General features: G+C 46.9%; 17 protein-coding genes. 3 read left to right on the top strand and 14 right to left on the bottom strand.

Annotation, left to right across the window (positions count from 1 at the left end; all coding sequences use genetic code 11):
* Positions 1–14 precede the first annotated feature (14 nt).
* Complete coding sequence (locus tag CWM47_RS24285) at positions 15–1,352, top strand: Fic family protein (protein ID WP_240625420.1); 1,338 nt, start codon at positions 15–17, stop codon at positions 1,350–1,352.
* A gap of 23 nt (positions 1,353–1,375) precedes the next feature.
* The gene (locus CWM47_RS24290; protein ID WP_100990779.1) at positions 1,376–2,461 is read left to right on the top strand and encodes a glycosyltransferase family 4 protein; all 1,086 of its coding nucleotides are present in this window, start codon (positions 1,376–1,378) and stop codon (positions 2,459–2,461) included.
* A gap of 5 nt (positions 2,462–2,466) precedes the next feature.
* Here CWM47_RS24290 and CWM47_RS24295 read toward each other — a convergent pair whose 3' ends face one another.
* From CWM47_RS24295 to CWM47_RS24330, 8 genes are all read right to left on the bottom strand, one after another.
* Entirely contained in the window at positions 2,467–3,171 is a 705-nt protein-coding gene (locus tag CWM47_RS24295; RefSeq protein WP_100994025.1) for a hypothetical protein, read from the bottom strand.
* Positions 3,172–3,342: 171 nt separating this feature from the next.
* On the bottom strand, positions 3,343–4,050 hold the full coding sequence (locus tag CWM47_RS24300) for a hypothetical protein (RefSeq protein ID WP_100990781.1): 708 nt from the start codon (positions 4,048–4,050) through the stop codon (positions 3,343–3,345).
* Positions 4,051–4,061: 11 nt separating this feature from the next.
* Entirely contained in the window at positions 4,062–4,760 is a 699-nt protein-coding gene (locus CWM47_RS24305; RefSeq protein ID WP_100990783.1) for a hypothetical protein, read from the bottom strand.
* 5 nt (positions 4,761–4,765) lie between these two features.
* Positions 4,766–5,431, bottom strand: coding sequence for a hypothetical protein (locus CWM47_RS24310; protein WP_100990785.1), 666 nt, complete (start codon positions 5,429–5,431; stop codon positions 4,766–4,768).
* A gap of 4 nt (positions 5,432–5,435) precedes the next feature.
* A complete protein-coding gene (locus tag CWM47_RS24315) occupies positions 5,436–6,110 on the bottom strand; it encodes a hypothetical protein (protein ID WP_100990787.1) in 675 nt (224 codons plus the stop codon).
* The gene (locus CWM47_RS24320) at positions 6,110–6,805 is read right to left on the bottom strand and encodes a hypothetical protein (protein ID WP_100990788.1); all 696 of its coding nucleotides are present in this window, start codon (positions 6,803–6,805) and stop codon (positions 6,110–6,112) included. The genes CWM47_RS24315 and CWM47_RS24320 overlap by 1 nt, the downstream gene beginning before the upstream one ends.
* A 2-nt stretch (positions 6,806–6,807) precedes the next feature.
* Positions 6,808–7,152, bottom strand: coding sequence for a PadR family transcriptional regulator (locus CWM47_RS24325; protein WP_100994026.1), 345 nt, complete (start codon positions 7,150–7,152; stop codon positions 6,808–6,810).
* 97 nt (positions 7,153–7,249) lie between these two features.
* Complete coding sequence (locus tag CWM47_RS24330) at positions 7,250–8,116, bottom strand: tetratricopeptide repeat protein (protein ID WP_100990790.1); 867 nt, start codon at positions 8,114–8,116, stop codon at positions 7,250–7,252.
* A 235-nt stretch (positions 8,117–8,351) separates the two neighbouring features.
* On the opposite strand from CWM47_RS24330, the gene CWM47_RS24335 reads away from it, so the two are divergent.
* Complete coding sequence (locus CWM47_RS24335) at positions 8,352–10,193, top strand: ABC transporter ATP-binding protein (RefSeq protein WP_100990792.1); 1,842 nt, start codon at positions 8,352–8,354, stop codon at positions 10,191–10,193.
* A gap of 32 nt (positions 10,194–10,225) precedes the next feature.
* Here the strand turns inward: CWM47_RS24335 and CWM47_RS24340 are convergent, their stop codons facing one another.
* From CWM47_RS24340 to murA, 6 genes are all read right to left on the bottom strand, one after another.
* On the bottom strand, positions 10,226–11,125 hold the full coding sequence (locus CWM47_RS24340) for an SAM hydrolase/SAM-dependent halogenase family protein (RefSeq protein ID WP_100990794.1): 900 nt from the start codon (positions 11,123–11,125) through the stop codon (positions 10,226–10,228).
* A gap of 40 nt (positions 11,126–11,165) precedes the next feature.
* A complete protein-coding gene (locus CWM47_RS24345) occupies positions 11,166–11,957 on the bottom strand; it encodes a bacteriorhodopsin (RefSeq protein ID WP_100990796.1) in 792 nt (263 codons plus the stop codon).
* A 63-nt stretch (positions 11,958–12,020) separates the two neighbouring features.
* On the bottom strand, positions 12,021–12,677 hold the full coding sequence (locus tag CWM47_RS24350; RefSeq protein ID WP_100990798.1) for a DUF305 domain-containing protein: 657 nt from the start codon (positions 12,675–12,677) through the stop codon (positions 12,021–12,023).
* 179 nt (positions 12,678–12,856) lie between these two features.
* Positions 12,857–13,246, bottom strand: coding sequence for a hypothetical protein (locus CWM47_RS24355; protein WP_100990800.1), 390 nt, complete (start codon positions 13,244–13,246; stop codon positions 12,857–12,859).
* Positions 13,247–13,251: 5 nt separating this feature from the next.
* Positions 13,252–14,073: an endonuclease/exonuclease/phosphatase family protein gene (locus tag CWM47_RS38955; protein ID WP_157816060.1), complete on the bottom strand. Its 822-nt coding sequence runs from the start codon at positions 14,071–14,073 to the stop codon at positions 13,252–13,254.
* Between the two features lie 62 nt (positions 14,074–14,135).
* The gene (gene murA / locus CWM47_RS24365; RefSeq protein WP_100990802.1) at positions 14,136–15,443 is read right to left on the bottom strand and encodes a UDP-N-acetylglucosamine 1-carboxyvinyltransferase; all 1,308 of its coding nucleotides are present in this window, start codon (positions 15,441–15,443) and stop codon (positions 14,136–14,138) included.
* Positions 15,444–15,516 lie beyond the last annotated feature (73 nt).

The raw sequence follows: 15,516 nt of genomic DNA on the forward strand, positions 1-15,516 counted from the left end.
TATTGTGAAATAATATGGGGAAAGTAGAACCTGTGCCTGCTTATAAATCGTATAGAGAGTTCATTCGACAGTTTATCGAAAAAGGCATGATGGATATACACAACAACTTGTATCAGCGTGGGCTCATTCGAAAAATTAATAAAGATTACGCTTACTGGAGTGAGGTAAAATATAAAGTGCCAACCGAATTTAAACATGTGTTAACGCCTGTTGACCTTTGGTCTATTGTAAAAGAAGATCGTTTACACGACCGACGGTATTTTGAGATAGGTAATCAAGGGTTTTATTTCACCAGGGCCGACTCACTGGAGCAACAGCTTCATGAATTTGACTTGCATCTGGCAGGGGCGCCAGGTGAACAGGCTACTGCTACAAATGAGGGCGATAAATATCAGTATCTGATTGGCTCCATAATGGAAGAATCTATCGCGTCGAGCCAGATTGAAGGCGCTGTAACATCACGGTTGGTGGCTAAAGAAATGCTTCGGAAGAATCGTCCACCCAGAAACACGTCGGAGCGTATGATCGTCAATAATTATTCGACAATACAGCACATTGTTCAAATTAAAAAAGAGCCATTGACTAAAGCAGGTTTACTAAAGTTACACCAGCTAATTACAAACGACACGCTGGATAGGCCCGATGAAGCCGGTCTCCTGCGGTCTAACGACGATATTTATGTAATTGACGCCGTCAATGGGGATGTCATTCACACTCCCCCTTCGCACTCAACTCTGCCAACATTTGTGAGTGATCTGTGTCGATTTTTCAACGATGAGACGCCTGATTTTTTTGTACACCCCATAGTTAAAGCTAGTATTATTCATTTTCTGATTGGCTACTTTCATCCATTCACCGATGGAAATGGGCGTACTGCGCGCGCCTTATTTTATTGGTACTTACTGCGTAAAGGGTATTGGTTAACCGAATATTTGTCAATATCCAGAATAATAATGAAGTCAAGAGGACAATATTACAAGGCTTTTCAGCACACCGAAGCCGATGAAAATGACTTGACCTACTTTGTTCTCTATCAGGTTAAAACCCTTAGTCAAGCGTATGATGGACTAAAGAAATATATTGACCGGAAGAATCAGGAAAAACGCCAGTTACTAGACCTGCAACGCACTGAAAAATTATCGCCCCGTCAGGCGCAAATAACGGAGTGGCTATGGCGAAGCCCCAGCGGCACGTTGTCTATAAAGGAGGTTGAAACGAGAATGGGCGTTTCAAACCAAACCGCCCGAAATGATATTCGAGCCCTTGTTAAAGCGGGTTTTCTGGAGGAATTGCCAATTAATGGCAAAGAGAGACATTATATTCAGGGCGAACGTATGGTTCGTAAACCGTAGTTTTGTGCTTTATACCTTTTCTTATGCCTTCTCTCTTTATTGATACCGAACGTCTGCGCGATCTCAACAGTGGTTTGGGGCAGGTTTGCCTTCACCTCGGCCATGAACTGGTTCGGCAACGCCCCAGCGATTGGATCCTTACTTTTCTGGTGCCAAAAGGGAAAACGGGCGTTTTTGGCGATTCTGTAGCCTATATCGAAGCATCATGGCAACGCAAGCTGTTGATTCCCGGCCAATATGACGTCTGGCATTGCCTGCATCAGGATTCTGTTTATCTGCCTAACCCCCTAGTGAATAAGTCGGCGAAGTTGATGCTGACAATTTACGACCTGAATTTTTTGGAACGGGCCGATTATTCAGCCGCCAAAAAGGAGCGCAAACTGGCCCGGCTACAGCGTAAAATCAATAAGGCGTCGTTGCTGACGGCGGGTTCGGGGTTTACGGCTTCGGTAGTAAAATCGCATTTGCACATACCAGATACTACGCCGTTTGATGTGGTATACACCGGTGTGGCCGTCGATCCGAAGAATACACCTTCGGCGTTACCCGCCACGTCGCCACTTCACGACTTCACTCAATCTCCTTTTCTTCTGTTCGTTGGCGTTATTCACCCAAAGAAGAACGTTCACACGTTGCTGCCCCTGCTGGAAGCCTTTCCCGATTATCGGCTCGTACTGGCCGGTCCCGACCGCCATCCATACGCCCAGCACATCCGCGAACAAGCCGAAAAACTTGGTGTCGCCGACCGTTTATTAGTACCCGGCTCGGTCGATGAAGCTACTAAATTGTGGCTCTATGCTCGTTGTGAAGCGTTTTTGTTCCCGTCTCTTACCGAAGGCTTCGGCCTGCCCGTAGCCGAAGCCATGACGTTTGGCAAGCCGGTGTTCATCTCTAACCTCACAAGCCTGCCCGAAGTTGGGGGTAAGGAAGCGTATTATTTCGAGAATTTCGAGCCTGAAACTATGGCTAAGGTTCTTCACGATGGCCTTCACGATTTTGGGCAAAATTCCTTGCGCCAGGAGCGGCTACGCAAACGAGCCGCCAGCTTTAGCTGGCCAAGCGTGGCGGGTGAGTACTGGAAGTTGTATGAAGGGTTGGCTAAAAAATAGTAGTTTTATCGGTTTGGGAAAACTTCATAAAGCGATTCATACATGATGTTGCCGGTGCGCATATACAAACCAACGGCTACCAGATACAGCGAAATTAACAGGGGTTGAAGTGGATATGGAAGGAGAGATAGTATTCCGAAAAAGCCCATTGCGCCTGTTCCGTAAAGGATAGGAAGTAAGACGGAGTGGCGCGTTATCAGATACAGGGCTTCAGTAGGAACGTTGTGCACTCCATACGTAAACACAGTTTTTAGATAAGGCAATACTAGCCCTGCAAGCAGGACTACAAACCCTATGAGGGCGCCTGTTGCAAAACCAATGTAGAAATCGTTATCTAATTCTAGTTCATGTGTTGAATTGGGAGAGTAACCGACAAAAGATAGGTAAATTAAAACAGTACATACTGGTAGAGTCTGCCGATACAATAATGGCTTTTGAAGTTGGGTCACAACTGTCTGCCGCCAGCGTTCGTCATAATGCCGGAAGGTGACGCGGTTGTATTGGCGTTCCATTTTCTGCAAACCTTTACTGCCCCCAAAAGCTTTTTGTGTGGCTGTTAAGGCTGTTTCAAACGTCATGCCTTCCGTCATGCGTTCGAGAAGGGCCGTAGTGTAATGGTCTGTCAGTTCGAGAATAAGCTCTTCATTAGTGAGCAAATTAGTGTCGCGCAGGTGATAATCAAGGGTGGCTTTTTGTGCAGGAGTTAGCATGGGAAAAGGGTGGTTAGGTGTGTTTTTGTCATTCTGGCCTTTGTCATCCCGAGGAACGAGGGATCTTCGGTAGGAACTGAAAAATTGTCTATTACCGAAGATCCCTCCTTTGTCGGGCCGGGTGGCCGGAGCCATGACAAAAAGATGCTCGAAAAAACTAAAAAATTCCATTTACTCGCTTGCCGCAAGTCGTTTCAGGATTGGATTTTGTTGGAAGGTGAGCTCCGCAACGATGACAAAACTCAGCAGGCTTACCGTGAAACACACCGCCGAAAAAAAGACAAAAAAGCGCTCATGCGTATGCTCACTGAATAACGTAGGCAGTACAGACAAAAATAGTGGGACGTTAAAGCCGATGCCCAGTAGCACATTGCTTACCCATTCCAGTCCGGCCGTGCGCCGACGATAAATCCAATACGGCCTGTTATCCCACTCATGGATATAGTTTGTTTTGCTGGACGGAAACCTGAAAAAAGGACGGCCAACAATAATGTATAAGGTAATTGTCAGAATGACCAGCCCACAAAAGGTGGCCTGCCAAAAATTGGAAAGTAAGTAGTATAGTATGCCGGTAAGACTGAATAGACCAATCAGCCGGGGCAACGCGGTGTAGTCTTTCAATTTGTGAAGAACAGTTTGCCAAAACGCCAGATTGCTAGCGTTGGTATAGTGCTTCTCAAGGCTCAGCAAGCCCGGCTGGTTACCAAATCCCGCATCTGCTGTAGCCAACGCTGTATCGAACGTTGTTCCCTGTGCTAGTTGATCCTCAATCGCTAGTGAATAATGGTCCGTCAGTTCGAGAATGAGTTCCTCGTTAGAGAGCAAATTTGTTTCGCGTAAGTGTTGCTTAATGGCGGTAAGTTGGGCGGGAGTAAGCATGGGGAGGTTGATTAAGTAGCTTTGGGAAGACGATTGTTCCGTTCTTTTAGTAAAATTTGTCTCGTAGCCAGCGCGATGGCTGCATAATAAACGAGGCATAACGTCTCCAATAAGGTTTCCAGCAACAGGACCGCTGAGTTTGGGAAGCTGGAGCCGTATTTTGCAAAACCATACTTATTCAGAAGCAACAAGGACATACCAAGCAAGTATGTAGTAATGTAAACCGGCGAGCTGGGTTGCCCAACTGCCTGATTAACCTCATTCCGATTCCAGTAAAAGAAGTACAGGCTTTGGGCAACATTAACGAGAACGGAGACCGTAACGAGCACAAAGCCAAAACTCAATCCAGTTCTTACTATATCCTCTTCGCCGGTATAGACATTTACGGCATACAAGCTAACGAACAGACAGACGGTAAAGGGCCATTTTGCCCCATGCATGAACGAACGGACAAACTTCCACTCCAGTTGACCGATTTTTCGATGGTTGTGAACCTGAAAATCCTCTTCCATCTTCAGCAGGCCCTTACGCCCACCAAAGCCAGCTTGAATCTCCCTTAGAGCTACATCAAAGGCCATTCCCTGCGAAAGACGCTCTTCAATTCCCTCGGTGTAATGGTCTTTCAGTTCATCAATCAACTCTTCATTGAGCAGCCAGTTTTCCTTGCGCAGATGCTGGTCAATGGCGGTGAGTTGGGTGGGTGTGAGCATAGTGGTTAAGCTAGTTTCAAGCTGAAATTCTCCTTGAAAAGTTGAATGAAACTGACTGCATAGAGTAACGTGAGGAGGCATAAGATAAGGCCAACTGTCGAATGAACCTGAAACAGCCAAATTTTGCTCTTCTCTTCAAATAATGAATTAAGGACGTTTATGCCAAAAACATAAAACAGATTAAAAATGATGCTTCCTGATTCACGTAGATAGGTCCAAACAATTTTTCGGCCATTTGTTTGTTGGTCTAGGTGCTTCCAATGACCATAGAACAACACAGCTAATGGAGACAGACCACAAACGTAGAAAACCGTAAACATGCCGTTAGCGGTAATAAATGGTGCTGTAAAGTACATCAATACAGCAACCAGTGCTGTTGTCACAAAGGCAGGCCAGCGGAAATAGCTTTTCAGGATTTCCAGATGCCGCACTCGTACCTGTTTTTTGATACTTTTTTCATAGTCAGTCTGAATTTGCTGTAGCCCGTCGCCACTGCCTAGCTCGGCCCAAGCCCATTTGCTGGCCTCATCGAACGGCATATCGGCGGTCATTTTTCGTTCGGTCAAGCTGGCGTAGTGGTCGAGCAGTTCGGTCATTACTTCGTCGTATTCAATGTTGACCAGACCAGATAAATCTTGCCGGAGAAAGTTAAGTTCGGTAGGGGTGAGCATGGTTTTAACTGGCTAAAACGGTACTACGACGGGGCTGAATCCAAACAAAATCAATAATAATCGTACCGATGAACAGATAAGCAAAAATGATCACTGTCTGGTGAAGAATTGAATAGGTCATTATTGACTTGAAGGTAGAGTGTCCCCACAAAAAATTAAGGATGTTTAGCAAATTGACAGCCAGAATATATCGGTAGAACACAGCCATGAATTCCTTCATTGACTCCCTTTTCCCAGCTACATATAAGAAACCGTTACGAATACCAAGGGTAATGATTGGTATAGTCGAAACAAGGAAAAAAGAAATATGAGCCCATTCTAACCAGTTACCAACCAATTCCTTGCCGGCACACCAATAGGCAACTCCCATTAATAGTAGGGTCACACTCAACCGGGGCGGCCTAAAATAACTGCCAATTAGCTGTCTTAGCTGCCTGGCTATAATGGGTGTACGGCTCCTATTCTTCTCCTCTTCCAGGGCCAGTAATCCTGACCGCCCACCAAACCCTCTTTGTATCTCCCGCATGGCTACCTCAAAGGCCATTCCCTGCGCCAGCCGCTCCTCAAGGCCATTAATATAATGGTCTTTTAATTCGGCAATCAAATCCTCATTAAGCAGCCAGTTTTCCTTGCGCAGGTGCTGGTCAATGGCGGTAAGTTGGGTGGCGGATAAGCTCATTAGAATGAATGGCTAAGTGGTTTGTCAGTCGACTTGCTGTAGCTTACAATCAGATTTACCTGAGCAAAACATAGGAAAGCGATGAAGCATGACATCACAAAATATATACCTTGCTCGACAGAATTCATTGCCGTGTTTTTGGGTGTCATCATGCCTAGGTAAACGAACAGGTTCGGATAAACGAACATCATGGCTGTGCTCAGCGATTTGGAAAGTAGGGTAAACCCATCCAGTGACCAGGCCAATTGACGCTCCCTCCGAAAAAATTGCCAGAGATGCTTTCCCGTTAACGTGAGCATAACTAAAAAGGGAATGGCAGCAACCACCATAAGGCTGTAAGCTACGGTCATCATGTTCGGAGCCAGATCAATAAGGGTGTAAAGCAACCATACGACCGCCAGGGTTTGCAATACGTTTGGCCACTGAACACATACGGAGAAGTAATGGCGAAGGCGTTGACGGTACTGTCGATTCATCGCCTGACTCTGGGTTGTCTGGATATATTTCAAGCCAACAGGACCGCCAAACTGTCGACTAACGTCCAATAGTGCGTTCTCAAAAGTTATTTTATTCGTGATCTGTGCATCGACTGCGTTAGCGAAGTGGTCCAGTAACTCGTGGTGAACTTCCTCGTAAATAATGCCAGACTTTTTTAAATGCTGACTAATGGCAGTAAGTTGGGTGGGGGTAAGCATGGTTATAAGCTCGGTTTGAGTTTGAGCACCAGATTCAAATTCTCCAGAAAAGCGGCCAGTTCGGCGATGCGCCCGGTGGCTTCGGTGTGGCCGGTTTTCGTGAGGGAGTAGTATTTGCGGGCGCGACCGTCAACCACCTGGGTTTCGGTGGTGAGCAGGCCGTCGGCTTCGAGCTTGTGCAGGGCAGGGTAGAGGGCGCCCTCTGTAATGGACATCTCGCCCGCCGTCAGCTCTTTTACTTTTTGCGTAATCTCATAGCCATACATTTTCTCGCGATCTTCCAGCAATCGCAGAATCATTATGGATAGGCTACCTTTCAATAAGGAGGAAGTATTGGGCGTATTCATGCCCAAACGTACAAAAGAAAAATATATACCTACAAATCTTAGGTATATATTTTTTTTAACTATTAAAAAGGTGTTTCGCCGGGCGTTCACTAACGCGTTAAGCCTGTGCTTTATGCAGGATACTACCAATCAGGCTACCGGCAAATGTCAGACCCACAGAGCCGTACAGACTAAATAATTCTACTTCCCGATGGGTGCTGAGTGGGTCTGGCCCAACCACAATATAGTACGTGAACAGGAGTGTCAGAACCTGTAAAATAGCGAGTGCCCAGCCTTTTCGAGGCTCAAGAAAACCGATGCCAACTGCCGACGAAGTAGCCCACAAATAAGGCCAGTGAATGACAGTACTCTTCTTGATAATGTACATCAACACCATACTGGCTAGTATTGTCAGGCCAGCATTTAGAAACAGTTGCCTGTTGAAAAAAACGTTTTGCTTCGTCGCAGGAACTTGTGGCCTGTTTTTTATAGCCAGATCAATCTGCGCTGCTTTCGCCAGATCCTGTTCGGCCTGATCGGATTGGTGGAGTTTCTGACGCACTAAGCCACGCCAGTGGTAAGGTTCGGCCGCGTCGCCGTGGGTGTGAAAAATCGCTTTGTCGAAATCCTGAAAAGCTCGTTCATACGCCTGCTTCTGGTAGTTAATCTGCCCGCTCTCCAGATGAAGCTCGGCGATACTGTCATCATAGCTTTTGCCCTGATTCAGATCGACCAGCGCAGCCTCTTGATCGCCCAAATCCCGGTAAATTCGGGCGCGGTATAGATAGGCCACCGCCGATCCGGGCCGTGTGCTGATTGCCTTGTTGAAGTAGGTAATCGACTTGGCAAGCTGTCCCGTTTCGTACAGGTCAATACCCTCTCGTAGCTGCTCGGCTTCTTTCTGGGCGGCCGTCCGTTGATCGGCGTAGTAGCGTAGGTAAATCAGATAGCCAACAAAGGCAGACACTAAAAGAAATTCGAGCATGATGGATATTGGCCAACTTTCGGTTCGGACGCGTTCGTTTACTGTAAACGTTTATTCCCTACTGAACTAACATTTGTAAAGCCATAAGAATCCCTGAACAGCGCTATTTTATGTACCACAAGCCTGTCAGGGCCATAACTTTTTTGTCGATATCCGACTCCAGACCAGAAATCAGCTCGATCCCGAAATCGGGCGGTTCGTCGATGCGAAAATCCCGGTTAACTTTGCAGCATCAATGAAAACATACCTTCGATTACTCTCGTTTGCCAAACCGCTGGGCCGCTTCCTGACGCCATTCGTATTCACGTCATTGCTGGCCAGCGTTTTTGGTGTGTTGAATTTTGCGTTGCTCATTCCACTCCTCAGCACCTTGTTCAATCAGGTAGATACCGGCCAAATGAAGCAACTGTTGAGCCAGCCTGTGCCCACGTTTGCCTCCTTCTTTACGTCGCCTACCAAAGTCTTCAATTATTATTTTGCCCAGGTGTTTCAGCAATATGGCGAAGTTGGAACACTTAAGTTCGTCTGCTCGATAATCATTCTGTCGGTACTGCTTAACAACTTATTTAAATATTTATCCGTCAGGCAGTTGGAGTCGTTCAAGGCACGGATGGTAGCGAAACTTCGGGAAAGGGTTTTTGCGAAAACGCTGCAACTTCACCTCGGTTTCTTCTCGAATGAACGCAAGGGAAACCTCATTTCCCGCACCACTACCGACGTTCAGGAAGTCGAAAATTCCATTGCCAACACGCTTTCAGCGGCATCGAAAGAAGTGTTTCTTTTGATTGGTTACATCGTGGCACTGCTCAGTATTTCGGTTAAGCTGACGCTGTTCGCTATTATCGTAATCCCCATCTCGGGTGTTTTTATTGCTACGCTGGTTCGTCGGATGAAACGCGACGCGCAGGAAGGCCAGCAACGGCTGAGTGGTTTGGTGAGCCTGTTAGATGAAACTTTTGGCGGCATGCGCGTGGTGAAAGGTTTCGTGGCTGAAGGCTTTATTCTGGACAAATTCAGACGCGAAAACGACGGTTATCGAAACGCTATTCGCTCGCTGGCTAATCGGCGGGAACTGGCGTCTCCGTTCTCGGAAGTTATGGGTGTAGCTGTTGTCGCGGGCATTTTATATTATGGCGGGTCGCTGGTGTTAAGCGGCCAGTCGGATTTGACGGCTTCCGAATTCATTGCGTACATCGCTATTTTTTCGCAGGTGACGCGTCCGGCCAAGGACATTTCGAATGCGTTTAGCGGGTCGCAGCGAGGACTGGCTTCGGGTGAGCGGGTACTTGAACTCATTGACACACCGCCAACTATTCAGGACAAACCCAATGCCGTGGTGCTAAGTGAATTTCGGGATAAAATCTCGGTGCAGCAGGTATCCTTCTCTTATCAGGTCGATACGCCCGTGCTGCGCGAGATCAACTTCGATCTGCAAAAAGGGAAAACCATTGCGCTCGTTGGCTCGTCGGGTGGCGGCAAATCGACCATCGCCGACCTGATTCCGCGCTTTTATGACCCTACGGCAGGTCGTATTCTCATTGATGGCATCGACATGCGCGAGTGTACAATGGCCTCCCTACGGACACTGATGGGCATTGTAACTCAAGAGAGTATTCTGTTCAACGACACCATTTCTAATAACATTGCATTCGGCACCCCGGCAACAGAAGCTCAAATAATGGAAGCGGCCCGGATTGCCAACGCGCACGATTTTATTGTAGCACAGCCCGACGGTTATCAGACTATCATTGGCGACCGGGGCGGTAAACTGTCGGGCGGGCAACGGCAGCGCATCAGTATTGCCCGCGCCATTCTGAAAAATCCACCCATTCTGATCCTGGATGAAGCGACCTCGGCCCTCGATACCGAGTCGGAAAAGCTGGTGCAGGAAGCTTTAACGCGCCTGATGGCAAACCGCACAACGCTCGTGATTGCGCACCGGCTCAGCACGATTCAACACGCCGACGAGATTCTGGTCGTGAACCAGGGGCGCATTGTGGAGCGTGGTCGTCACGATGAACTGCTCACGCTCGACGAAGGTTTTTACCGGAAATTAAGCACAATGCAGAGCGTTTGATCCTGTAGTACCGATCGTCCCGGTCGGTACTACTATTTTCTACTCACCCTAATCGTCCAGTCCGGCCCGCTGAATACCTTGTATTTTTCCGAGAAGTTGCCCTGATTGATCGCAATCGAGAAGTTCAACAAACTATTGACATAGGCCGCATCGTCGCCAACAGGGACTTCGCCAAACGTGTTGACGAAACGAACACGCTTATCAAACAGCACTTTATCATTCTGGACAATCTGTATATGCAGCGTTTCGCCCGGTTTCGTGCCAATCTGATCGAGCATGGCTTTCGGGATATTACTCCAAACGTTGCCATATTGGATATCGAGCACAGGAATATTCCCTTTCACGGCATCCTTTTCTAACTTCGCTTTTTGATAGGGTAAACGAACGACTTCGTTGGGCAGCCTGGGGCCTACCTGCGCAAACGTGATCGTGCGTGAAGCCAGTCGGGCGGCCGTGTAAGCATACACATCCCGGCCGTGAAAGGTATAGGACGCCCCTGAGTTTTTGCGTCGGTTAAGTACTTCGTCAATTTGCCGTATTTCCAGAATGCCCAGGTGTTCGGCCAGTAACGTGAGGGTGCCGTTATCGGGTGTTACAACGTAGTGTCCGGATTTTGTGAGCATCACAACTGAATGCCGTTCGGTGCCCACACCGGGATCGCAAACAGAAACAAAAACGGTTCCTTTTGGGTAATAGGGAACCGTTTGGTAAAGTCGGTACGAAGCCTCCCAGATATTATATGCTGGAATCTCATGGGTGAGGTCCATCAATGTAAGCGTCGGCGAAACCCCCAAGGCAACCCCTTTCATAGCCGACACGGCCCCGTCTTTCAAGCCGAAATCGGACTGGAACACCACAATACCGTTTTGCCCCTTTACCTGGGATGCGCCAAACAAAATCAGCCATAAACTATAGCCGTAAATAAATTTCATGTAGTTGGTTTTCAGGTGGATATCAGGTGATTTTTCTACTTTACAAACTAGTTGACCAACGATTTGTGCTGAATAAATAGAGGATTAAGCTTACCCCAAGTATACTAGCCATGTCGGCGAGTGTAAAGACAAGTTGAATCCAGTTGGCATCAATAGGAGCGAGCGTCAGGAAATAGCCCAGGAAATAAATTGTCCAGCAGGCGGCAAGGATCAGGGCTGAGAACCGGAAAGCTGAGCGGGTTACCCCGCCCAATTCTTTCCAGAGACGATTGACCGTAACGACAAGAAATCCGAAGATAATTAGTGCAACGAAGGCCCATACTGCGAATGGACCAGCCTGAATTTCATTGTCGAACGTGAGTTGCTGATGACCAATATAACAGGCAAAGACCATTAGCGAGCTACCTGCCAGTAGCTTCATAAATGGGCGTTTGTATTGGCCGGGTTGAATCTGGAGGAGGGGAAGTAGCTGGAATGCCAGCAAGGGCGTTATGATAAACAGAGCCATATAGCGGTATTGACTTATGGCATTGTACGACTCACGAATGAGGGTTTGGCGGTCATTTCCATCAGGTACAGTGACTAAATCAGCCAGCACATCGTGATAATGGACCTGGATCAAATAGTAGGTAAGTCCGGCTACAGCGGCAATGACAGGAGTTACGAGGAATACCGGGCGATCCTGCTCTGAAGAGACAGGTTTTCTTGCCGCCAGCGAAAAGACGAACAGCCCTATGAAGACAAACATGGCTACGACCAGGAAGAAGTACGTAACCATCGGTAAAAGGCCAACGACACCGGCCGTTGGAACAAACGAATCAGCTATTTCCATGAATGCAATAACGTTAATCACATCAAAACTAACGCTACTGCATTCATGGTGCAATTTTAGTCGTTATTTAGGGGTAGCAGGCGTTGCCTTAAGGGCAGACATTTGCTGTTTAGACTTGTCGACCAGTTGCTGGGCGAAGTTTTTCAGCGTGCTGTTTTTGCCATACTGCAAATAAAGGGTAGCCATGTCGATAGCATCCTGGCGTTGGTCGAGCAGGAGCGTTGAGAAATTTTTATCTATATCACTCGTCAACTTATCGCTTGCACCGGTCTGTTGCAATTTCAGGCTCATAGCTTCGACATTACGGCTTTGCTGCTGTACGAATGCCTGATTAGGGCGCGTTGGCTTGATCTCAGTAAGCGTACCATTCAGCATAGCAACATCTGCATCTGAAGCCGCCAGCATGGTTTTCGCCATTTGTTTTAGCGCCGTATCCTTCCCGTTCTGAATTTCCTGCTTTAGTAAATCCTGTGCTCCCTGCGTGTGAATTTTTGCCTGGAAAGCATAGTCAAAGTCAGGATCGCCGGTTGCCTGTAATTTTTTCATTTTGGCAATCATTTGCTGTAGCGGTTGCAGCAGTGTTGTTTTGGCTGGATCGCTGGCTGGTTGGGCACTCGCCGTAGCGGCTCCCGTTGTCGCTTGTGCACAGGCTATCATACTGCCACTTGACAGAAGGGCTGCCAGCGCCCAGACGGTAAGGTTGGATTGTAGCGTTTTCATTTGGTACAGGTATTTTGCTGTTAAACTAATCCTATTCTTTACTAAAGACAAAAATCAAGCCAGAAGGTTTAATGAGTCAGGGGTCGTTATCAGCACATTAATAAATTTATTTCCTTCGTACTGAGCATAAAAAAAGGGCAGATGACTGCCCTTTTTAAAACAAATTAATTAGCGTGGTCTTACTCTGCAAGACTTTGCGAAAGAAGTGATGAAATGACTCTAGTAGTGGAAGTATCCTTAAATATTTGACTAAGTATACTTAGGAACTCTTGCTGGTTTTCAATTTTTATCTCTGATAGACCTCCTTGTACTTCATTCCAAGTAACTACCAGAGGGTAAAAAAGTACTTCATGTGAAACCGTAAAAATCCTATAACGGTAATTATTTAAAGCAGGGGCAACAACAAAAAATTGATGTATTATTTGCCCATTACCCTGAACAGTTTCTACGTCTGCCGAAAGTACATTATTAGTTTTAGCCATTAAATAACCCGCTTGTTCCTTCAGGATAGCTCTGGGACTTTTTGTGACTTCGACGGGGAAATCAGGCCAAAGATTTTTCGTTTCCATATTCCTTAGAATTTCAATGTAAAAAACAACGGCAAATGGTCGGAGTACGTTTTCTGATTCGGTAGATTCCGTTTTGTTACCAGTGAAGATACACCATCAGTCTTTATAATTTCTAAACTATTCTTCACAAAATTAGTCACTAGGCTAGGTCGTATCAATACTTGGTCAAATAGGTTCCACTCATAACACACGTGTTCAGCGTGTTTGTAATAGTAGGTGCCTGAAACATCTTTATTCAAATCACCAAACAAGCTCCAGGTTGGATTGTAAAAGTATGGGTACTCCCTTGTTTGTACAATCCTAGATACATTACTAGCTACTTCACTTGACATAGTGCCGTGAAACCCATTGGCTTTAATCATACCGATCTCAAATGGATTCATATTAAAATCGCCTACTACAATATGGCGGTTAATCCGAAATCTATTTTCTATCTTAAGAAGTTGGTCAGCTACCAAGGATGCGGCTTCGTTCTGACTTTCTGTTGTAAAACTCCCTTTATCTACTAAATGGAGTCCGGTGAGCAAGAAGTCTTCGCCTGTTGGCAAATGTACATGTCTGGTAGTAAGACGAGAGGTCTCTTCGAGTGGTGTAATCGAGTCATAATGAAATTTACTCACAACGGTAATCTTTCTACACTGAGATAGAGGATTATTCTGAAAGTAGTATGGCCCCTTTGTATTCAACGCCTGAACAAGTTGAGTAGAACTAACTGGATTTTCAGCCAGTATCAGAATATCAACATCCTTATTATGTGCAATATTGATAATCTGAGCAGTCAGATCTTTCTTTTGAACATTCCAGAATAAGATGTTGAGTGTGGACATGTAAAAATGAAAAAGCCCGATCTACATTTTGCAGATCAGGCTCAAAAATAAATAAATTTTGGTTACATCCGAACGATCTCAGCACCGATGGCATTCAACCGGGTGTCGATGTTCTGGTAGCCCCTGTCAATCTGTTCGATGTTATCGATAATGCTCGTTCCCTGTGCCGACATGGCCGCAATGAGCAACGCAACCCCCGCCCGAATATCCGGTGATGACATGCGGATGCCTTTCAATGAAACTTGCCGGTTCAGCCCAACCACCGTTGCGCGGTGCGGGTCGCACAGGATAATCTGAGCCCCCATGTCGATGAGTTTATCGACAAAAAACAGCCGACTCTCAAACATCTTCTGGTGAATCAGCAGGGTGCCCTGCGCCTGAATGGCTGTAACGAGCACAATACTCAACAAATCGGGGGTGAAGCCGGGCCAGGGAGAATCGGCCACAGTCATCATACCGCCGTCCAGAAAACTTTCGATCTGGTAACGCTCCTGTGCAGGAATGAAAATATCATCGCCCCGAAACTCCATCTGGATACCCAGCCGTTTGAACTGATCGGGAATAATTCCCAATTCCGGAATCCGGCAGTTTTTGATCGTGATCTCCGACTGTGTCATGGCGGCAAGGCCAATGAACGAGCCAATCTCAATCATGTCGGGGAGCATGGTATGTTCGGTACCTTTTAACTCCGATACCCCTTCGATGGTCAGTAGATTAGAGCCTACGCCCGTAATTTTGGCCCCCATAGAGTTGAGCATCTTGCTCAATTGCTGTAAATAGGGCTCACAGGCGGCATTGTAAATCTGGGTTGTACCCTCGGCCATAACAGCCGCCATCAGAACGTTGGCTGTACCTGTTACAGAAGCTTCGTCGAGCAGCATATAGGTGCCGCGCAGGTTGCTGGCATCAACCTGATAGTAACCGCCGTCGTTGGGGTCATAATTGAATTGGGCGCCGAGTTTTTCGAAACCCAAAAAGTGGGTATCTAACCGACGACGGCCAATTTTATCGCCACCGGGCCGGGGAATACGCCCCTTTTTGAAACGGGCGAGCATGGGCCCAAGCAGCATAACCGACCCGCGAAGGGCTGCCGCTTTGCGCTTGTATGTATCCGTTTCGAGGTAATCAAGATTAACATCACTGGCCTGAAACCGGTATGAGCTCTCGCCGGTTTTGGTCACCCACACGCCTAAATCACCAAGCAGATCGATGAGCTGGTTCACATCCCGGATACCCGGAATATTATGAATTGTAACGGGTTCTTTGGTTAGTAATACGGCGCAGAGAATTTGAAGGGCTTCGTTTTTAGCGCCTTGCGGATTCAGTTCGCCTTTTAGTTTGCGCCCGCCTGTAATTTGAAAAGATGCCATTTAGGAAATAATAAATAATGAAAAAATGGAGGTTGGTGAATGACGTGTGTTGTACAAGACATGCTTCACGCTC

This window comes from Spirosoma pollinicola, assembly GCF_002831565.1.
GTDB classification, from domain to species: Bacteria; Bacteroidota; Bacteroidia; order Cytophagales; family Spirosomataceae; genus Spirosoma; species Spirosoma pollinicola.